Below are 15012 nucleotides of genomic sequence, written 5' to 3'. Positions count from 1 at the left end.
CACCATGATGACCAGTTCTCGCCTATCTTCCTCACCGCTATCTTCTGCATCTCCGGTTGCAGGACTGCCCCTTCTTTGTCTTCAGAATGTGGGCAAGACCTACTTCACCTCAGCAGGGCCCTTCGTTGCGCTGGAAAATATCAATCTGGAAGTGGCCGCCGGTGAGTTTGTTTGCATTATCGGCCACTCGGGTTGCGGCAAATCCACCTTGATCAACATGGTGGCGGGTTTTTCGACTCCCACTTCGGGATCCATTACCCTCAAGGGCCAGCCCATCACCTCCCCAGGGCCGGATCGGATGATGGTGTTTCAACATTATTCCCTTTTGCCCTGGCTGACTGCCTTTGAAAATGTTTATCTGGTGGTGGATCAGGTGTACCCAACCAAACCCCGGCGGGAGAAAAGGGAAATTGTTCAAGAACATCTGGAATTGGTAGGTTTAGCAGAGGCAGCCCACAAGCGGCCCAAGCAGCTTTCTGGAGGCATGAAGCAAAGGGTAGCCATTGCCCGTGCTCTTGCCGTTCGTCCGCAAGTTTTGCTCTTGGATGAGCCTTTTGGGGCCTTGGATGCCATTACCAAGGAAGATCTACAAGATGAGCTGCTGGCCATTTGGCGGGATCACCGCTGCACAGTTTTGATGATTACCCACGACATCGACGAGGCTCTCTACTTGTCAGACCGTGTGGTGATGATGACCAACGGCCCCGCTGCCCATATCGGCGAGATCTTGACCATTCCCTTCGAGCGACCGCGCATCCGCTCCCGCATTATGGAAATGCCCGAGTTCTACGAATTGCGCAACCGCGCCCTTGACTTCCTCTATCGTCGCTTTGCCCATAGGGAGGATTAAGCTAGGAATCAAAACGCTTGGGGAGGGAAGTTGATGGCCGCTGCTCCGGTTCAGGTAGCTCCAACCGATCTCCCAATGGAGAAGCGGTTCTCTAGCTTGCCCAAAACCCTTGCCGACTATCTGGCCAATCCAGTTGCCCAAACCAAATGGGTAGATGGCTACATTGTGGAGAAAGTGGGGCAAACCTTAGGGCATGCAAAGATCCAAACCCGACTTCTCTTCCGTTGGCTCGGTTATGTTGAATGTCAGCCATTGGGGGGTATGGTTTTGGTGAAGGCTCCCGGCCAAACCAAAGGCAGAGTCAGAAGACCTGATGCTGCCTACTCATCTCCAGATTTAATCCAGCAATTTGGAGAGGATATTGCCACGCTGCTGCAGAGCTATCCTCTGGTTGAGGAGATCTTCTCTCCAACCGACTGTGGAGAAGATATTTTCCTAAAAGCCCAAGAGTATCTCAGCTCCGATGTACTGGAAGTCTGGCTGATTTTTCCCAGAAGCAAATACGTTTTTATCCAAACTCAAGATGGCCATCTTTGGCTAGCTGAACAGGACACTGACAAGAGCTAGGTTGTATTACCTGGCTTGGAGATCCAAGTTGCCGCTCTTCTCAGCTAAGGGATCCAAAATGCGAGAGAATTGGGCGTTTAATAGGGATCCCAACTCATGGTGACCGCGATGGAGTCGGAAAAAGCTGTCATCAAAACCCTATGTCCCTATTGCGGTGTGGGATGTGGATTGGAGGCGGTTTCGACAGCCTCAGGTGACTGGAAAATGAGAGGCGACCGGGAGCATCCTTCCAGCTTGGGGATGGTCTGTGTAAAGGGGGCTACGGTTCTGGAGGCAGTTGGTCGAGATCGGCTGCTCTCTCCCCTGTTTCGGGAGAGCTTGGATCAGCCCTTTCGCCGCATTTCTTGGGATCAGGCTTTTGAGGAGATGGTTTCTCGGCTGCGCCGCCTCAAAGACAACCCCCACTCCATAGCCATGTATGGATCGGGGCAGTTGCTCACTGAAGACTATTACGTTGCTCAAAAGCTGATGAAAGGCTGTCTGGGAACCAACAATTTCGACACCAACTCGCGCCTGTGCATGTCCTCAGCTGTCTCAGCCTACACCCAATCCCTGGGATCCGATGGCCCCCCCTGCTGCTACGAGGATCTCGATCTCTGCAATCTGGCTTTTCTGGTGGGCACCAACACCGCCGATTGCCACCCCATTCTTTTTAATCGCTTGAAGAAGCGGCACAAGCCCGGATCCCCCCTCAAAATAGTGGTAGTGGATCCCCGGCGCACTCAGACAGCAGAAGCTGCTGATCTCCACTTAAAAATTTGTCCTGGAACCGATATCGATCTTTTCAATGGGATTGCCCATTTGCTGTTGAAGTGGGGATCAATGGCTACCGATTTTATCGAGGGCTTCACCCAAGGTTTTGCCGAATATGCAGCTTTGCTGGCCGATTATGAGCCGCAGATTGTAGCCCAGCGCTGTGGAATTGCAACTGAGGACTTGATTGAAGCAGCCAAGCTTTGGCAGGGATCCCAAAGGGTTCTCTCCCTTTGGTCGATGGGCCTAAACCAGTCCAGCGAGGGCACCGCCAAGATCACCAGCCTAATCAATCTCCATCTCCTAACTGGGCAAATTGGCCGACCGGGGACCGGCCCCTTTTCCTTGACCGGCCAGCCCAATGCCATGGGTGGTCGAGAGGCAGGGGGGTTATCCCATCTGCTGCCGGGATATCGGCTGGTGAGCCATCCCCAGCATCGGGCAGAGGTGGAGCAGGCTTGGGGTTTGCCCAGCGGCTCCATCTCCCCCCACCCAGGACTGAGGGCCACCGAGATGATTGCCGCTCTGGAGACGGGATCCCTGCAGTTCTTTTGGATTGTGGCCACCAATCCTTTGGTGAGCTTCCCCGATCTGGAACGGGTCAAAAAAGCCCTGAAAAAGTCTCCCTTTACCGTTTACCAAGAGGCTTATTACCCTACAGAAACGGCAGAATATGCCCATTTGCTTTTGCCCGCCTGCCAGTGGAGCGAGAAAACCGGGGTGATGACCAACTCCGAGCGCAGGGTTACCCTTTGTCAAGCCTTTCGAGATCCCCCTAGCGAGGCCCGACCCGATTGGGAGATCTTTGCTGAAGTGGGGCGCAGGTTGGGCTTTGCAGCACAATTTTCCTTCCAAACCGCGGCAGAGGTTTATGCAGAATTTGCCGCCCTTACCGCAAATCGCCTCTGCGATCACTCCGGCCTCAGCCATGCCCTTTTGGCAGAACAAGGCCCTCAGCAATGGCCTTATCCCAAAGAAAGAACCTCGGCCCCTAAGTCCACTCGCCTCTACACAGATTGGCGTTTCCCGACCCCCGATGGCCGCGCCCGCTTTATCCCCCACCCTTCCCGTGGCCTAGCAGAGCCGCCGGATCCCCAGTTTCCCTACGTATTAACCACGGGCAGGCTTTACGGCCATTGGCACACCCAAACCCGCACCGGCAGGATTGAAAAAATCAAGCACATGCACCCCCAACCCTTTATTGAAATCCATCCTCGCGATGCGGAAAAACTGGGCATCCAAGATGGAGATTGGGTTCAGGTGCGTTCTGCCCGCGGGCGGGCCTATTTCCCGGCCAAGATAACTGCCAACATTGCTCCCGGTACGCTATTTGTACCCATGCACTGGGGATCCCTCTGGGCAGAACAAGCCGAGTGTAATGCCCTCACCCATGACATCAGTTGCCCTGATTCCGGACAGCCGGAATTAAAAGCCTGCGCCGTTGCTCTTGAGAAAGCCGATCCACCATCAAGCAATCCTCTCAGGTATCCTAACGGAGATTTCCATGGCTCTGTTTCAGTTTGAGCAAGATTTTGCCGACTCTCTGCGATGCATCCCCATGAGCTTACGCCTGAAGCTGGATTTGTGCGGGATCAAGCTCAAGCTTCATCAATGGGCCAAGTTTTCCTTAGAAGAGCGGCGGAAGTGTGTTGATTGGCCCTCTGAATCTCCACAGGATCTAGAAGAACTCCGCAACCATCTGCGCCATTTGGTTCGCTCCATCTGCCACGAAGAGGCGCAAGAGATTCCCATTGACCCCCAGCCTGAATGGCAAAATCCGCACCAGATCCCAATGGCTGTCCAACAAAAAGCTCAAGACCTGGGGATCCGGCTTGCCCTCGATTTCTGGAGAAACTTGCACGATATCCAGAGATTTGCCTTGCTGAAGTTGAGCCGATCCCATCACGAAAACAAAAATTTCTTGCCCGCTCTGCGAGAGTTTGGCCTGAAGATGGCGAGGGATGGTGATTGCAGTTACTCTGAATCTATTTGAGAGAGATAGTCTGATACATTTACGCTGAACACTGCTGAACATCACTGTTCAACTATGCAGCGATAGCATTCTGTTTGTTTCCAAACAGAATGGCGGTATCCCGCAAAGCTTTGAGTAGAATACCCAAAGCGCAGTTTCCGTGTCGTCTTACTACCAATTTTCTGCTTTGCTTTGGCTACCATGTTGGCAGACTCGAAAGTAAACAGAAAGATCAACTGGTAGTAATCCGTACTGAACATATTATACATTATTTTCAGTATAGTTGAGCTTATTATTGACTAGAGTCATGCTCCTCTGCCATGCGCTGCCCCAGACGACCACCCCCAACCCCTCTTCCACCCTGGGAGAGGAAATGCCTGCTCTAGGGGATCCGGGTCCGCAACAGTTCAAGTGGGCTAATGGGGGATCCCCCTCGAGAGGGGAGAGACTCAGCTCAGCAATATCCGTGCCTAGTCAAAGCAGAGGGCTATTGTTAAGGAATCTAAAGTAAAGTTGAGCTTTTGATATCACTGTTGCCGTCTTGTTACCGAAAGCGCTATCGTCTAAGCATCAAAGCTTTTTTCAAAGCTGCTTTATGGGCCCTGGAGGAGCGACCCCTCTGGGGCTTCTTCCATCCGGCTGCAGCTGAGAGGGCAAGGGATGGCTTTATGGGGTAGGGATCACTCCTCGGCGGACGGCAGGCCCCAGGGCGTGGCTGCCGATGTCAGAACGGTAGTAGGCCTTGGGAAACTGCACTTGCTCCACAGCTGCGTAGGCTTGGCGCAGGGCCTCGGATAGGGTTGCCCCTTGGCCGGTAAGACAGAGAACGCGCCCGCCATCGCTCAGGAGCTGCTTGCCTGCCTGGCGGGTACCCGCATGAAACACCAACGCCCCCGTGGTGGCAGCTGCATCCAAGCCGGAGATGGGGATCCCTCGCTCGTAGGCATCGGGATAGCCTGGGGCTGCCATCACCACGCAGGCGGCATAGCCGGGTTTCCATTTGAGCTGGATTTGGGCCAGCCGTCCTTCTATACAGGCCAGCAGCACCTCGTCCAAAGGGTTTTCCAGCAAGGGCAGGAGGACTTGAGCTTCGGGATCCCCAAAGCGGCAGTTGTACTCCAACACGTAGGGATCCCCACTGGGCGTGATCATCAAACCGGCATAGATCACCCCCTGGTAGCGGATGCCCCGTCGTTGCAAAGCCTCCAGGGTGGGATCCAGGATCTGGGTTTGGATGCGGGCCAACCCTTCTGGAGTGACCAGGTGATCCGCAGGGGCATGAGCTCCCATGCCGCCGGTGTTGGGGCCAGTATCGCCCTCGCCAAGGCGCTTGTAGTCCTGGGCAGGTGGCAGCGGCACACAGATCTGGCCATCGGTTAGAGCCAAAACCGACACCTCCTGGCCGGGGATAAACTCCTCGATCAGCACCTGATCGCCCGGCTTGGCCAGGGCTGCTTCCAGGGCTTGCACGGCTTCTTCCCGGTTTTGGGCAACGGTTACCCCCTTGCCGGCAGCCAGTCCGTCTTTTTTGATGACCACTGGGAAACTCTGGGAGTCGAGATAGGCCACAGCGGCAGATAGCTCAGCAAAGCCGGTAGCGCGAGCAGTCGGGATCCCCGCCTCTTGCATCAATTGCTTAGCCCAGAGTTTGCTTCCTTCCAGTTGGGCAGCGACGCGGCTAGGCCCGAAAATGGGCAACCCTGCTGCCTGGAAGGCGTCCACGATCCCCTGCACCAAGGGCAGCTCTGGCCCTACCACCGTCAGGCGGATCCCTTGTACGGTGGCAAACCGCACCAGCCCTTCGATGTCGGTAGCCGCCAAAGCCACGGATTGACAGCGGGGCAGCTGCTGCATGCCGCCGTTGCCGGGGGCACAGTAGATCCGAGTAACCTGGGGAGACTGCAACAGCTTCCAGGCCAGGGCGTGTTCTCGCCCCCCAGATCCGATGACCAGAGCCTGCATGGTGTGCTATTCCGCTGTTTCTAAACCCAGCTTGCCTGTTTTCCGAACATCCCCCATTAGACCATGTTCTTGTACCATTTCTGGGGTGTTGGCGCACTCCGGTCAGTGGACGGCGAGAGAACGGCCCCGCCAAGTCCAGTTGCGGCCGGTGGTGGTGCGGATGGCCGAAGCCAAGATGATGGCCGCTGTCGCCCAACCCCCCACTGCCGTTAGCCACCAGTAGCAGAGGGGCAGATGCGCCCAATGCCGGAGCAGAAGCCGGATGGCCAATTGGGCCAGGATCCCTGCCAAGCTGGCCAACAGCACCTCCAGGGATCCCGTAGCCCCAGCCAGGATCACCCCCAACCAGGGCAAGCTGCAGATCCCCAAGACCGTACCCATTGCCAACACCGCCAAGGCCCAGTTGCGCTCCAGGCCCAGGAACCAGTTTTTGGTCCACCCTTCCCAAAGGGCAGCCCCGTTGGCATACATGCGGCTGCGCACCCGCGGCCCTCCCAGGCAAATTTGCAGGCCCAACCCCTGGGCTTTGATCCGTTGCCCCAGGGCCACATCCTCGATCACCACATCGGCCACTCCGGCATGTCCGCCAACTTGCTCGTAGGCAGAGCGGCGAAACAGCAGGAAGGGACCAAAGGCAAAGGCTTTGGGGTTGTCGGGATCGTTCACGGCGGCAAAGTTGTAACCCACCGCCAGGATGGTCATCATGATGGGTTGCACCAGCCACTCCGCTAGGCAACCGCACACCAATTGCGGCCCTACACTCACCAAGCCGCTGCCGCTTGCCAGCAAATGTCCTAAGGCCGCTTCAATGGCACCGGATCCCAGCCGCACGTCGCAATCCAGAAACAGCAAGTAGTCGGCTTCTACGCGGGCGACGGCTTGGGCACAGGCCCAGTTTTTGCCCACCCACCTTTGGCCTTTGGGACGGGGATCCCCCTTGAGCAGGTGTAGGCGCGGATCTTGCCGTTCGGCGGCCAGGGCTTGGGCCAGCTCCCAGGTGGCATCCGTGGATTCATCGTCCACCAACCACACCTGTAAAGGGGCAGAGGTGCTGTCCAGAATGCTGCTCAGGCAGCCCACCACGTTCTCGGCCTCGTTGTAGGCGGGCACGATCACCGCCAGCCGCTCCATCCCGGCCGCGATTTCCCCTGCCTGTTCCGCCGGGGGATCCCTCAGCCAGGGGGAAGCCCGCAACGCTCGCCTCAGTTGCAGAGCCACTAGGGCAATCGCCAAAGCTGTTAAGGACAATACCCCCGTTAGGATTTCTCGGATCCCCACTCCTGCTTCCCTCGTTGTTTAGATGTGCTCAGGAACAGATTCCCACCTCTAATGCTCTAGCTCTGGGATGGCCCAATGATTTTCTAGGCAGACAAAACCCCCTCTACGATATCGCCATAGGGCCGGGGAAAGATTAGCCAGACCTGGCGCTGGGTTTCCACCAAGGCACGCACCAAAGGGGAAAGATGGGCAATTTCTTCATAGCCACGCTCGGTTTTGAGCTGGATCCCTTGGTCATAAAAGCTATAGCCCTGGACATGGGCAGAGCGGATGCCCAAGTAACTTTCAGGATCCAGCCCATCCCGCAGCATTTTGGCCTGCACGGCGGCCACCAGGGTTTGGCGTTGCTCCTCAGACAACTGGGTAATGTTGCGGGCCTTGAACAAATCCCGCTCCAAGTAGCGCCGCGACAGATCCGCCAAGATGGGATCCTTCCCCGACATGGCCCAGAGGCGCATGGGGTAGCTGAAGATGATATCGTCGGCAGCCAAGTAGAGGGGGAGCGGCAACTCGAAGGGATCCCCTTTTTGAGCCGCCAGCGAGGCCCAGCACCAAGCGCTGAGGATGGGATCCAGCTCAATCTCCCCCCTTTGCAGGAGCGCCTCTGCCCGCCTGAATAGCCGCTCCAAGATAAAACGGGCACAGAGGCTCTTGGGGTGCTGGTACACCTGGGTGTACATGAAATAGCGCACCACCAGGTAGTGCTCGATGGCCCCCAGGCCTTTGCGGGCGGGGATGGACAGGGATCCCGTCTCCGGGTCATAATCCAGCACCGTTAGGATGCGATCCAAGTCCAGGTGGCCGTATTGGGCACCCGTGAGCAGGCTATCCCGCATCAGGTAATCGAAGCGGTCGCAGTCCAGTTGGCTGGAGATGAGTTGCCCCACCAGCGGCAGGGGAAACTGCTTCTGCAGCACTTGCTGCATCTGGGCCGGCAGTTGGGAATCAAACTCCGCCAGCAGCGTCCTCACCTGGGGATCCTCCCGGAGAATGCGGGCCGTCCAAACCTCGTGCCGGCAGCCGAAGATCTCTTCCCCGGCATGGCTAAAAGGGGCATGGCCAATGTCGTGCAGCAGAGCCGAGGCCAAGGTTACCGCCCGATAGGGACGCAGCTCCGGGTGGCGATGGGCCAATTTGTCGAACAGCCGCCGCGTTACCTGCAGCACCCCCACCGAATGGGTAAAGCGGGATCCCTCTGCCCCGTGGAAGGTAAAAAAGGCCGTGTCCAACTGGCGAATGCGGCGCAGCCGCTGAAAGGCCGGTGTATCGATCAGGCGAATGAGCAGAGCCTCAACCGCGTCCCCTCCATTCAGGCTGATGGCGCCATGCAGGGGATCGTGGTAGGTGCGGGACTTGCAAAACCGTAGCGGCATACTCCCACCATACCTCGCCAATTTTGGGATCCTTGGCTAGCCTGTCTGGGGGTGCTTCCCGCCTCGCCCTATCTATGCCCGCTTTCCCATGCCTCTCTCTGCAAAGGATGCCAGCACCCGAACCCCAGAAAACTCGACTCCAAGACAACAAGACAGCTGGGTGTTCCTCCTCTCCCTGCTGATTTTGATACTCAGTTTGGGGCTAACCGCCTGCTCTGCCAGTTCTGGATCCCCTGTTGTGCCCAGCCCACCTACCCTCACCCGCTACGTTGCCCTGGGAGCCAGCGATGCCGTTGGCTACAACGCCTCCATTTCCTGTGATGGCCCAGCCAACGCCGCCGGCACTCGACCCCAGCGCTCAGAGCCCCTGGACTGCCCCAATGGAACGGGCTATGTGCCCCGCCTGGCTCGCTTGCTGCCCGGCCCAGTGGAGCTTATCAACCTGGGCCGTTCGGGAGCGGTGCTCAGCCCCGCCATGCAAGCCCTGAGGCAGGGGATCCCGGCCAATTTGCTGCAGGATCAAGTGCCGCGCCTTCCCCCCGATGCCACCCTGATCACCATTTGGGTGGGCGGAAACGATACCAACGCCATCGCTCTGGCGGCGGCTCAACGGGCTCTCCAAGGTGAGGATCCCTTGCCCTTCGTCGATCAGCAGATCCGACAATTCGCCGCCGATTACCAAACCCTGCTGCAAGCGGTGCGTGCCCGTGCCCCTCAAGCTCGCCTGGCGGTGGCCAACCTGCCCAACTTCGCCCTGATTCCTCTGGGTCAGCAGCAACCCAGCAGCGTGCGCCAACTGCTCTCCCTGATCTCGGTTGGCCTCACGCAACGGGCCATCAACCCCTTAAGCCAACAGGGGATCCCAGTGGTGGACTTGCTCTGCGATCCCCGCTCCTACCGACGCGAGTCCTTCTTTCCCGGCCCGCTGGCCGACGGGTTTCACCCCAACGACCGGGGCTACGCCGATTTGGCCGATGCCTTCTTAAGCGCCTTTCGGCAACCGCTCCCTCCCCAACCCCGCTGCCCTCCCTTTAGCGAGGTGGGATCCCTGCAACCAGATGCGGCGGCAGAATCCGCCCTCCGAGGTTTTCTCGCAGATGGGTACAGGCCGGCACAATAGGATCCCTGCACCGGGCAAGGGATCCCAAAGGCGCTTAGACGATCCAGCCACGGAGAACGGGCCAGTTTTAGGAAGCAGCTACCGCTGCCGAGGAACGCCGCCGCCGGCCCAGAGCACCCGCTACCGGCTCCGGTTGGGTTTCCACACTCAGGGAAGACACAGACTCCTCTTCAGGGGATTGCACAAAAACCGCCACCGTGGGCTTGCCGGGCAATTGTTCTCGCAAGAAACGGCGCACCACCCGCTCCACTTCGCCCTTAAGGCCGGCCCAGTCGATGTCCAGGCTGCCCCGCTCCAGCGAGCGAGCAAATTGGGGCCACGCTTGCCGAAGGGTGTTCTCCAGAAGGGGTTTCAGGTCGGATCCCTTGAGTTGGTTCCCTTCCCCCGCCAAGCCAAAGGTTTGCACCTGCGGGGTGCAGAGCAACTGGCCGCTGCCGTCCAGGCTGATCACCACCGTCACCATACCGTCTTTGGCGATCTGCTGCCGCTCCTGCATCATCTCATCCATCACCACTCCATCGTGGGAAGCGGCGATCATCTGCAGGCCAGAGGGGACGCGGCCCGTGATGGCAATGCGCTCCCGGTTCACCTCCACCACATCGCCATTGTCGATGATTACAATGTTTTCCCGCGGGATCCCCATGCTCATGGCGGTTTCGGCGTGCTTGACCAGCATGCGGTATTCCCCGTGGGTGGGGACAAAGAACTTGGGGCGGGTGAGGGCAATCATCAGCTTTTGGTCTTCCTGGCAGCCGTGGCCGGAAACGTGCAGGCCCTTGTCTTTGCCGTAAATGACATTGGCTCCCAGCTCCATTAGCTTGTCAATGACCCGCGAGACCGCGATGGTGTTGCCAGGGATCGGGTTGGCCGACCACACCACCGTGTCTCCTGGCTTGATTTGCAACTGCGGGTGCTCGCCGTTGGCGATGCGGGTAAGAGCAGCCAGCGGTTCTCCCTGGGATCCGGTGGTGAGGATGATCACCCGGTCATCCGGCAGGCTGTTGATCACATGCATTGGCTGCAGCGTCTCGTCCTTGCAGCGGATGTAGCCCAAGCGCCGCGCATGAGCCACCACGTTTAGCATGGAGCGGCCCAGCAGAGACACCACCCGACCTTGCTGTTCGGCAATCTGCAGCACCAAGTTGAGACGATGTACCGAAGAAGCAAAGGTGGTGATGATCACCCGTCCCTTGGCTCCGGCAATGGCCTTGGTGAGACCGGGCACCACTGAGGCTTCAGAGGGGGTGAACCCCGGCACTTCAGCGTTGGTGGAGTCGCTGATCAGGCAGAGCACTCCCTTTTCTCCATGTTCGGCCAACCGCTGCAGGTCGAAGTACTCCCCATCCACGGGGGTATGGTCGATCTTAAAGTCGCCGGTCTGAATAATGACGCCCACAGGCGTGTGCAGAGCCACCGTAAAGCTATCGGCAAAAGAGTGGGTGTTGCGAATGAATTCGGCAAAAAAGTGCTTACTCAAGGGAACGATTTCACGGGGGCCAACAGGACGCAGCTCTGTGCGGTTGAGCAGGCCCACTTCCCGCAATTTCTCTTCCAGCAGCGCCAGCGCCAATCTGGGGCCGTAGATGACCGGAATATCAAATTCCCGCAGGTGATACGGGATGCCACCGATGTGATCTTCGTGGCCGTGGGTAACCACCATCCCCCGCACTTTGTCCCGATTTTGCTTGATGTAGGTCATGTCCGGCAGCACGATGTTAATGCCGTGCATGCTCTCATCGGGAAAAGCCAAACCGGCATCCAAGAGGATGATGTCATCCTCGTAGCGGAAGGCCCATGTGTTTTTGCCGATCTCCCGTTCGCCGCCCAGCGGAATCATCTGAACGGAAGAGGTGGATTGTGGGGTTACAGAACGAGAAGCAACTGAAGAACGTGGTGTTGGCATATGGTTTAGATCCTCAACAGTAAAAAAACAAAAACAGAAATGGGCACAAGCTATCCCCGACAAAGTTGTGGGCGAAAGCCGCAACTCATCCATTTCCCATGCCGGGGAAGAGCTTTTCAGGGAAAAAGCTACCTACCCACAGGTCAAACGCCACAAAAGAGCCCCTTGCAAACCCCTGAAAACCGTGGTCATGGCAGAAGCAAAGCCTAAAAATGCAATCATGAAACTTTCGTCGCCATTTGTTCGGATCCCTTCGATTCAGCCAGTAGGCCCATCTCTTCAAGCACCTGTCGCAAAACCTGCAGAGAACTGGGCTGTAGAGGCGCTAGGGGAAGGCGCGCCCGACCCACTCGCCAACCCTGCATCTCCAATGCGGCCTTAATCGGAACTGGGTTGGTCTCGATGAATAAAACCTTGAACAACGGAAACAAACGCAGGTGGTGGGCCAAAGCTTGATCGTGTTGCCCCCTGATGTAGCTCTGGATCAGCTCCTGCAACTGCAACCCAACCAGGTGGCTGGCTACACTGACCACACCGCTGCCTCCCAAAGATAGGAGCGGCAACGTCAAAGAGTCATCTCCCGAATAAATGGCAAAACGCGAGGGAGTGAGTCGCCGAATTTCCGAAGCTACATCCATCATACCACTGGCTTCTTTGATGGCGACAACCGTTTCCAATTCTGCCAATTTCGCTACGGTCTCCGGCTGTAAACTGGCCCCTGTCCGACTGGGAATGTTGTAGAGCAAGATGGGCAGGTCACTGGCTTGGGCGATGGCCTTGAAGTGCTCGTAAAGGCCGGCCTGGGTAGGCTTGTTGTAGTAGGGCACCACCTGCAGAGAGCCATCCAAACCGAGTTGAGCGGCCTTTTTTGTGGCTTCAATGGCCTCACGGGTGGAGTTGGATCCCGTCCCGGCGATCACCTTAGCCCGACCGGCTACGGCATCTCGCACCACGCGGAACAGCTCATACTCCTCTTGCCAGGTTAGGGTGGGAGATTCGCCTGTGGTGCCACAGACCACCAAGCCGTCACTGCCGTGGGTTGCCAAGTAATCGGCCAAACGAGCGGCCTCATCGTAGTTAAGCTCCCCCTCATCAGTAAAGGGGGTAACCATGGCCGTCAGCACTCGACCGAAGTTCACCGATTGCTTCTCCCCATCAACCACACCAATCCGACGATTAACCGGGCGACCCAGATGAGACCAGTTTGTTTTTCCATCATACCTGCCTTTGCGTTAGGGATCCCGCTTGCCTGCCCTGCCAAGGCCCAGTTTGTACCTCACCCGGTTGCCACAGGCTGGATAAAAGGGAGATAACAAAGAAGACAGACCGTTTGAACACGGAATGTATAGCCATTTGCCAATCCTGCCCCTACCTTTGGGGGGAGCAGCCTTTCTACCGACACTTGAGGATCCCTATGGACGCGCTAACTGCCCTGAAAGAGCGCATTTCCGCCGACAAATTGGATCCCAGCCGCCGTTTATCGGAAGCGGAGATCCGAGAGCTGGTGGCTTATGCTACGGAAGCTCCTTCTTCCTTCAACATTCAGCACTGGCGGTTTGTTGCGGTCACCGACCCGGAAGACAAAGAGCGCCTCAAATCTCTGGCCTACAACCAACAGAAGGTGGCGGATGCATCGGTGGTGTTTATCATCCTGGGGGATCTGCGGGGGTATGAGAAACTGCCTGAAATTGTGCAAAGAAGCGTTGCTGCCGGGATCCTCCCCCCCGAAAAAGCGGAAGGCTGGGTGAACATGGCCCAGGCAACCTATCTCCACAATCCCACCTTGGCGCGGGATGAAGCGATTCGCTCTGGGGCGATGGCTGCCATGGCGCTGATGATCGCGGCTCAGGCCAAGGGTTTGGTGAGCGGGCCGATGATCGGCTTTGATCCGGAAGGGGTAAAGCGGGAGTTCGGCATTGCCGACCGCTACGTGCCGGTGATGCTGCTGGCGGTTGGATATGCGGCAGCGGGTAACCTGCCGCGCAAGCCTCGCTTGGGGGTGGATGAAGTTCTGGCCTTTGGGCGAGGGCGGGAGTTTTAGCCCTAGGCTCAGGTGGGATCCCTGTCGCCCTCTCCTGGGCTCCTACCGGCATCAAGCCTTGAGAAAATGAACCAGCTGTTGCAAGCGATCCCAAGCGGCACCCCTGGCGAGAATCTCGCGAGCTTGGGCGATCCCGGCTCTCCAATCGGGGGCCACTCCGGCCACCTGCAGGGCCAAAGCAGCATTCAAGGCCACCACATCCTGCTGGGCAGGCGTCCCGGATCCCTGGAGAACTTGGGTGAGGATGGCGGCATTTTCCGCCACATCCCCCCCCTTGAGAGCTTGGGTGGGTGCCAAGGTCAGCTCGTAATCTGCAGGGTTCAAGACTTCCGTCCGTACCAGCCCACCGGACAGGATGCCCAGATCGGTGGGTTGATCCAGACCGGCCTCGTCGAGACCTTCGCGGCTGTGCAACACAATGGCCCCTTCCCGTCCCAACAGGCGCAGGGCCTCTGCCATTACCGGCACCAGCTCCTGGGCGTAAACCCCGATCACCTGGCGGTTGGGATAGAGGGGGTTGACCAAGGGCCCCAACAGGTTGAAAATGGTGCGAACCTTGAGGGCCCGCCGATAGGGGATCACCGCCCGCATGGCCGGGTGCCACTGGGGAGCAAACAAAAAGGTGATGCCCACTTCCGCCACAGCCGCCCGCACCCGCTCTGGCTCAGCCCCCAAGTTCACCCCCAGGGCCTCCAGCACATCCGCCGAGCCGACCTTGCCAGAGGCGGAACGGTTGCCATGTTTAACCACCGGGATCCCGGCTGCACTGACCACAAAGGCCACCGCCGTGGAAATGTTAAAAGTGCCGGCCCCATCGCCGCCGGTGCCACAGGTATCCACCAGGAGAGGCAAGTCCAGCGGGGATCCCAGCGAAGCCCGCTGTAGCACTCGTGCCATGCCGGCCAGTTCACCAGCGCTCACACCCTTGGCTTGCAGGGCCGCCAGAATCGCCCCCGACACCACATCTGGCACTTGGTTCTGGAGCCAACCGTTCATCAACTGTTCAGCTTGGGCTTCGCTGAGAGATTGCCGATCCAGCAACTGCCCCAAAAGCTGTGGCCAAAGGTCAGCCGTTTCCGTCATGGGTCGGGATCCTGGGTGTCAGCGGGTACTCATAGTAGCGTATCTAGTAGCGTATCCCGCCTCTGGGTCACTTGCCTCCTGCAGGTCGGGCCATGCTGATAGTTGGTATA

Annotated in this window: 12 protein-coding genes; 6 read left to right on the top strand and 6 right to left on the bottom strand. The window is 58.0% G+C overall.

Annotated features, from left to right (window positions below; all coding sequences use genetic code 11):
• Positions 1-7: 7 nt before the first annotated feature.
• The 4 genes from ACVWZ1_RS05780 (at position 8) to ACVWZ1_RS05765 (ending at position 4163) form a co-directional block, all read left to right on the top strand.
• The gene (locus tag ACVWZ1_RS05780; protein ID WP_457502829.1) at positions 8-850 is read left to right on the top strand and encodes an ABC transporter ATP-binding protein; all 843 of its coding nucleotides are present in this window, start codon (positions 8-10) and stop codon (positions 848-850) included.
• A gap of 33 nt (positions 851-883) precedes the next feature.
• Positions 884-1417 carry a Uma2 family endonuclease gene (locus tag ACVWZ1_RS05775; protein WP_457502811.1) on the top strand — a complete coding sequence of 178 codons (534 nt, stop codon included), beginning with the start codon at positions 884-886 and terminating at the stop codon, positions 1415-1417.
• Positions 1418-1513: 96 nt separating this feature from the next.
• Positions 1514-3694 (top strand): molybdopterin oxidoreductase family protein, encoded by a 2181-nt coding sequence (locus tag ACVWZ1_RS05770; RefSeq protein WP_457502809.1) that lies wholly within the window; start codon positions 1514-1516, stop codon positions 3692-3694.
• Positions 3675-4163 carry a nitrate reductase associated protein gene (locus ACVWZ1_RS05765; protein ID WP_457502807.1) on the top strand — a complete coding sequence of 163 codons (489 nt, stop codon included), beginning with the start codon at positions 3675-3677 and terminating at the stop codon, positions 4161-4163. The genes ACVWZ1_RS05770 and ACVWZ1_RS05765 overlap by 20 nt, the downstream gene beginning before the upstream one ends.
• Positions 4164-4808: 645 nt before the next feature.
• Here ACVWZ1_RS05765 and purD read toward each other — a convergent pair.
• The 3 genes from purD to ACVWZ1_RS05750 form a co-directional block, all read right to left on the bottom strand.
• The gene (purD, locus tag ACVWZ1_RS05760) at positions 4809-6104 is read right to left on the bottom strand and encodes a phosphoribosylamine--glycine ligase (protein ID WP_457502806.1); all 1296 of its coding nucleotides are present in this window, start codon (positions 6102-6104) and stop codon (positions 4809-4811) included.
• Positions 6105-6206: 102 nt separating this feature from the next.
• Entirely contained in the window at positions 6207-7382 is a 1176-nt protein-coding gene (locus tag ACVWZ1_RS05755) for a glycosyltransferase (protein ID WP_414383000.1), read from the bottom strand.
• An 83-nt stretch (positions 7383-7465) separates the two neighbouring features.
• Positions 7466-8755, bottom strand: a complete 1290-nt coding sequence (locus ACVWZ1_RS05750) for an HD domain-containing protein (protein ID WP_414342966.1) — start codon at positions 8753-8755, stop codon at positions 7466-7468.
• Between the two features lie 184 nt (positions 8756-8939).
• Here ACVWZ1_RS05750 and ACVWZ1_RS05745 point away from each other — a divergent pair, with 184 nt between their 5' ends.
• A complete protein-coding gene (locus tag ACVWZ1_RS05745) occupies positions 8940-9875 on the top strand; it encodes an SGNH/GDSL hydrolase family protein (RefSeq protein WP_457502805.1) in 936 nt (311 codons plus the stop codon).
• A gap of 67 nt (positions 9876-9942) precedes the next feature.
• Here the strand turns inward: ACVWZ1_RS05745 and ACVWZ1_RS05740 are convergent, their stop codons facing one another.
• Both ACVWZ1_RS05740 and dapA read right to left on the bottom strand, forming a co-directional pair.
• Positions 9943-11778 (bottom strand): ribonuclease J, encoded by a 1836-nt coding sequence (locus ACVWZ1_RS05740; protein ID WP_457384676.1) that lies wholly within the window; start codon positions 11776-11778, stop codon positions 9943-9945.
• A 218-nt stretch (positions 11779-11996) separates the two neighbouring features.
• Complete coding sequence (gene dapA, locus ACVWZ1_RS05735) at positions 11997-12917, bottom strand: 4-hydroxy-tetrahydrodipicolinate synthase (RefSeq protein WP_414329732.1); 921 nt, start codon at positions 12915-12917, stop codon at positions 11997-11999.
• Between the two features lie 275 nt (positions 12918-13192).
• On the opposite strand from dapA, the gene ACVWZ1_RS05730 reads away from it, so the two are divergent.
• Entirely contained in the window at positions 13193-13819 is a 627-nt protein-coding gene (locus ACVWZ1_RS05730) for a nitroreductase family protein (protein WP_011431721.1), read from the top strand.
• A 51-nt stretch (positions 13820-13870) separates the two neighbouring features.
• Here ACVWZ1_RS05730 and trpD read toward each other — a convergent pair whose 3' ends face one another.
• A complete protein-coding gene (gene trpD, locus ACVWZ1_RS05725) occupies positions 13871-14902 on the bottom strand; it encodes an anthranilate phosphoribosyltransferase (protein ID WP_414329730.1) in 1032 nt (343 codons plus the stop codon).
• Positions 14903-15012: the final 110 nt, after the last annotated feature.

This window comes from Thermostichus sp. MS-CIW-25 (assembly GCF_054060015.1).
The sequence above is the reverse complement of the archived record's forward strand: the minus strand, read 5'-3'. Positions and strand labels throughout refer to the sequence as shown.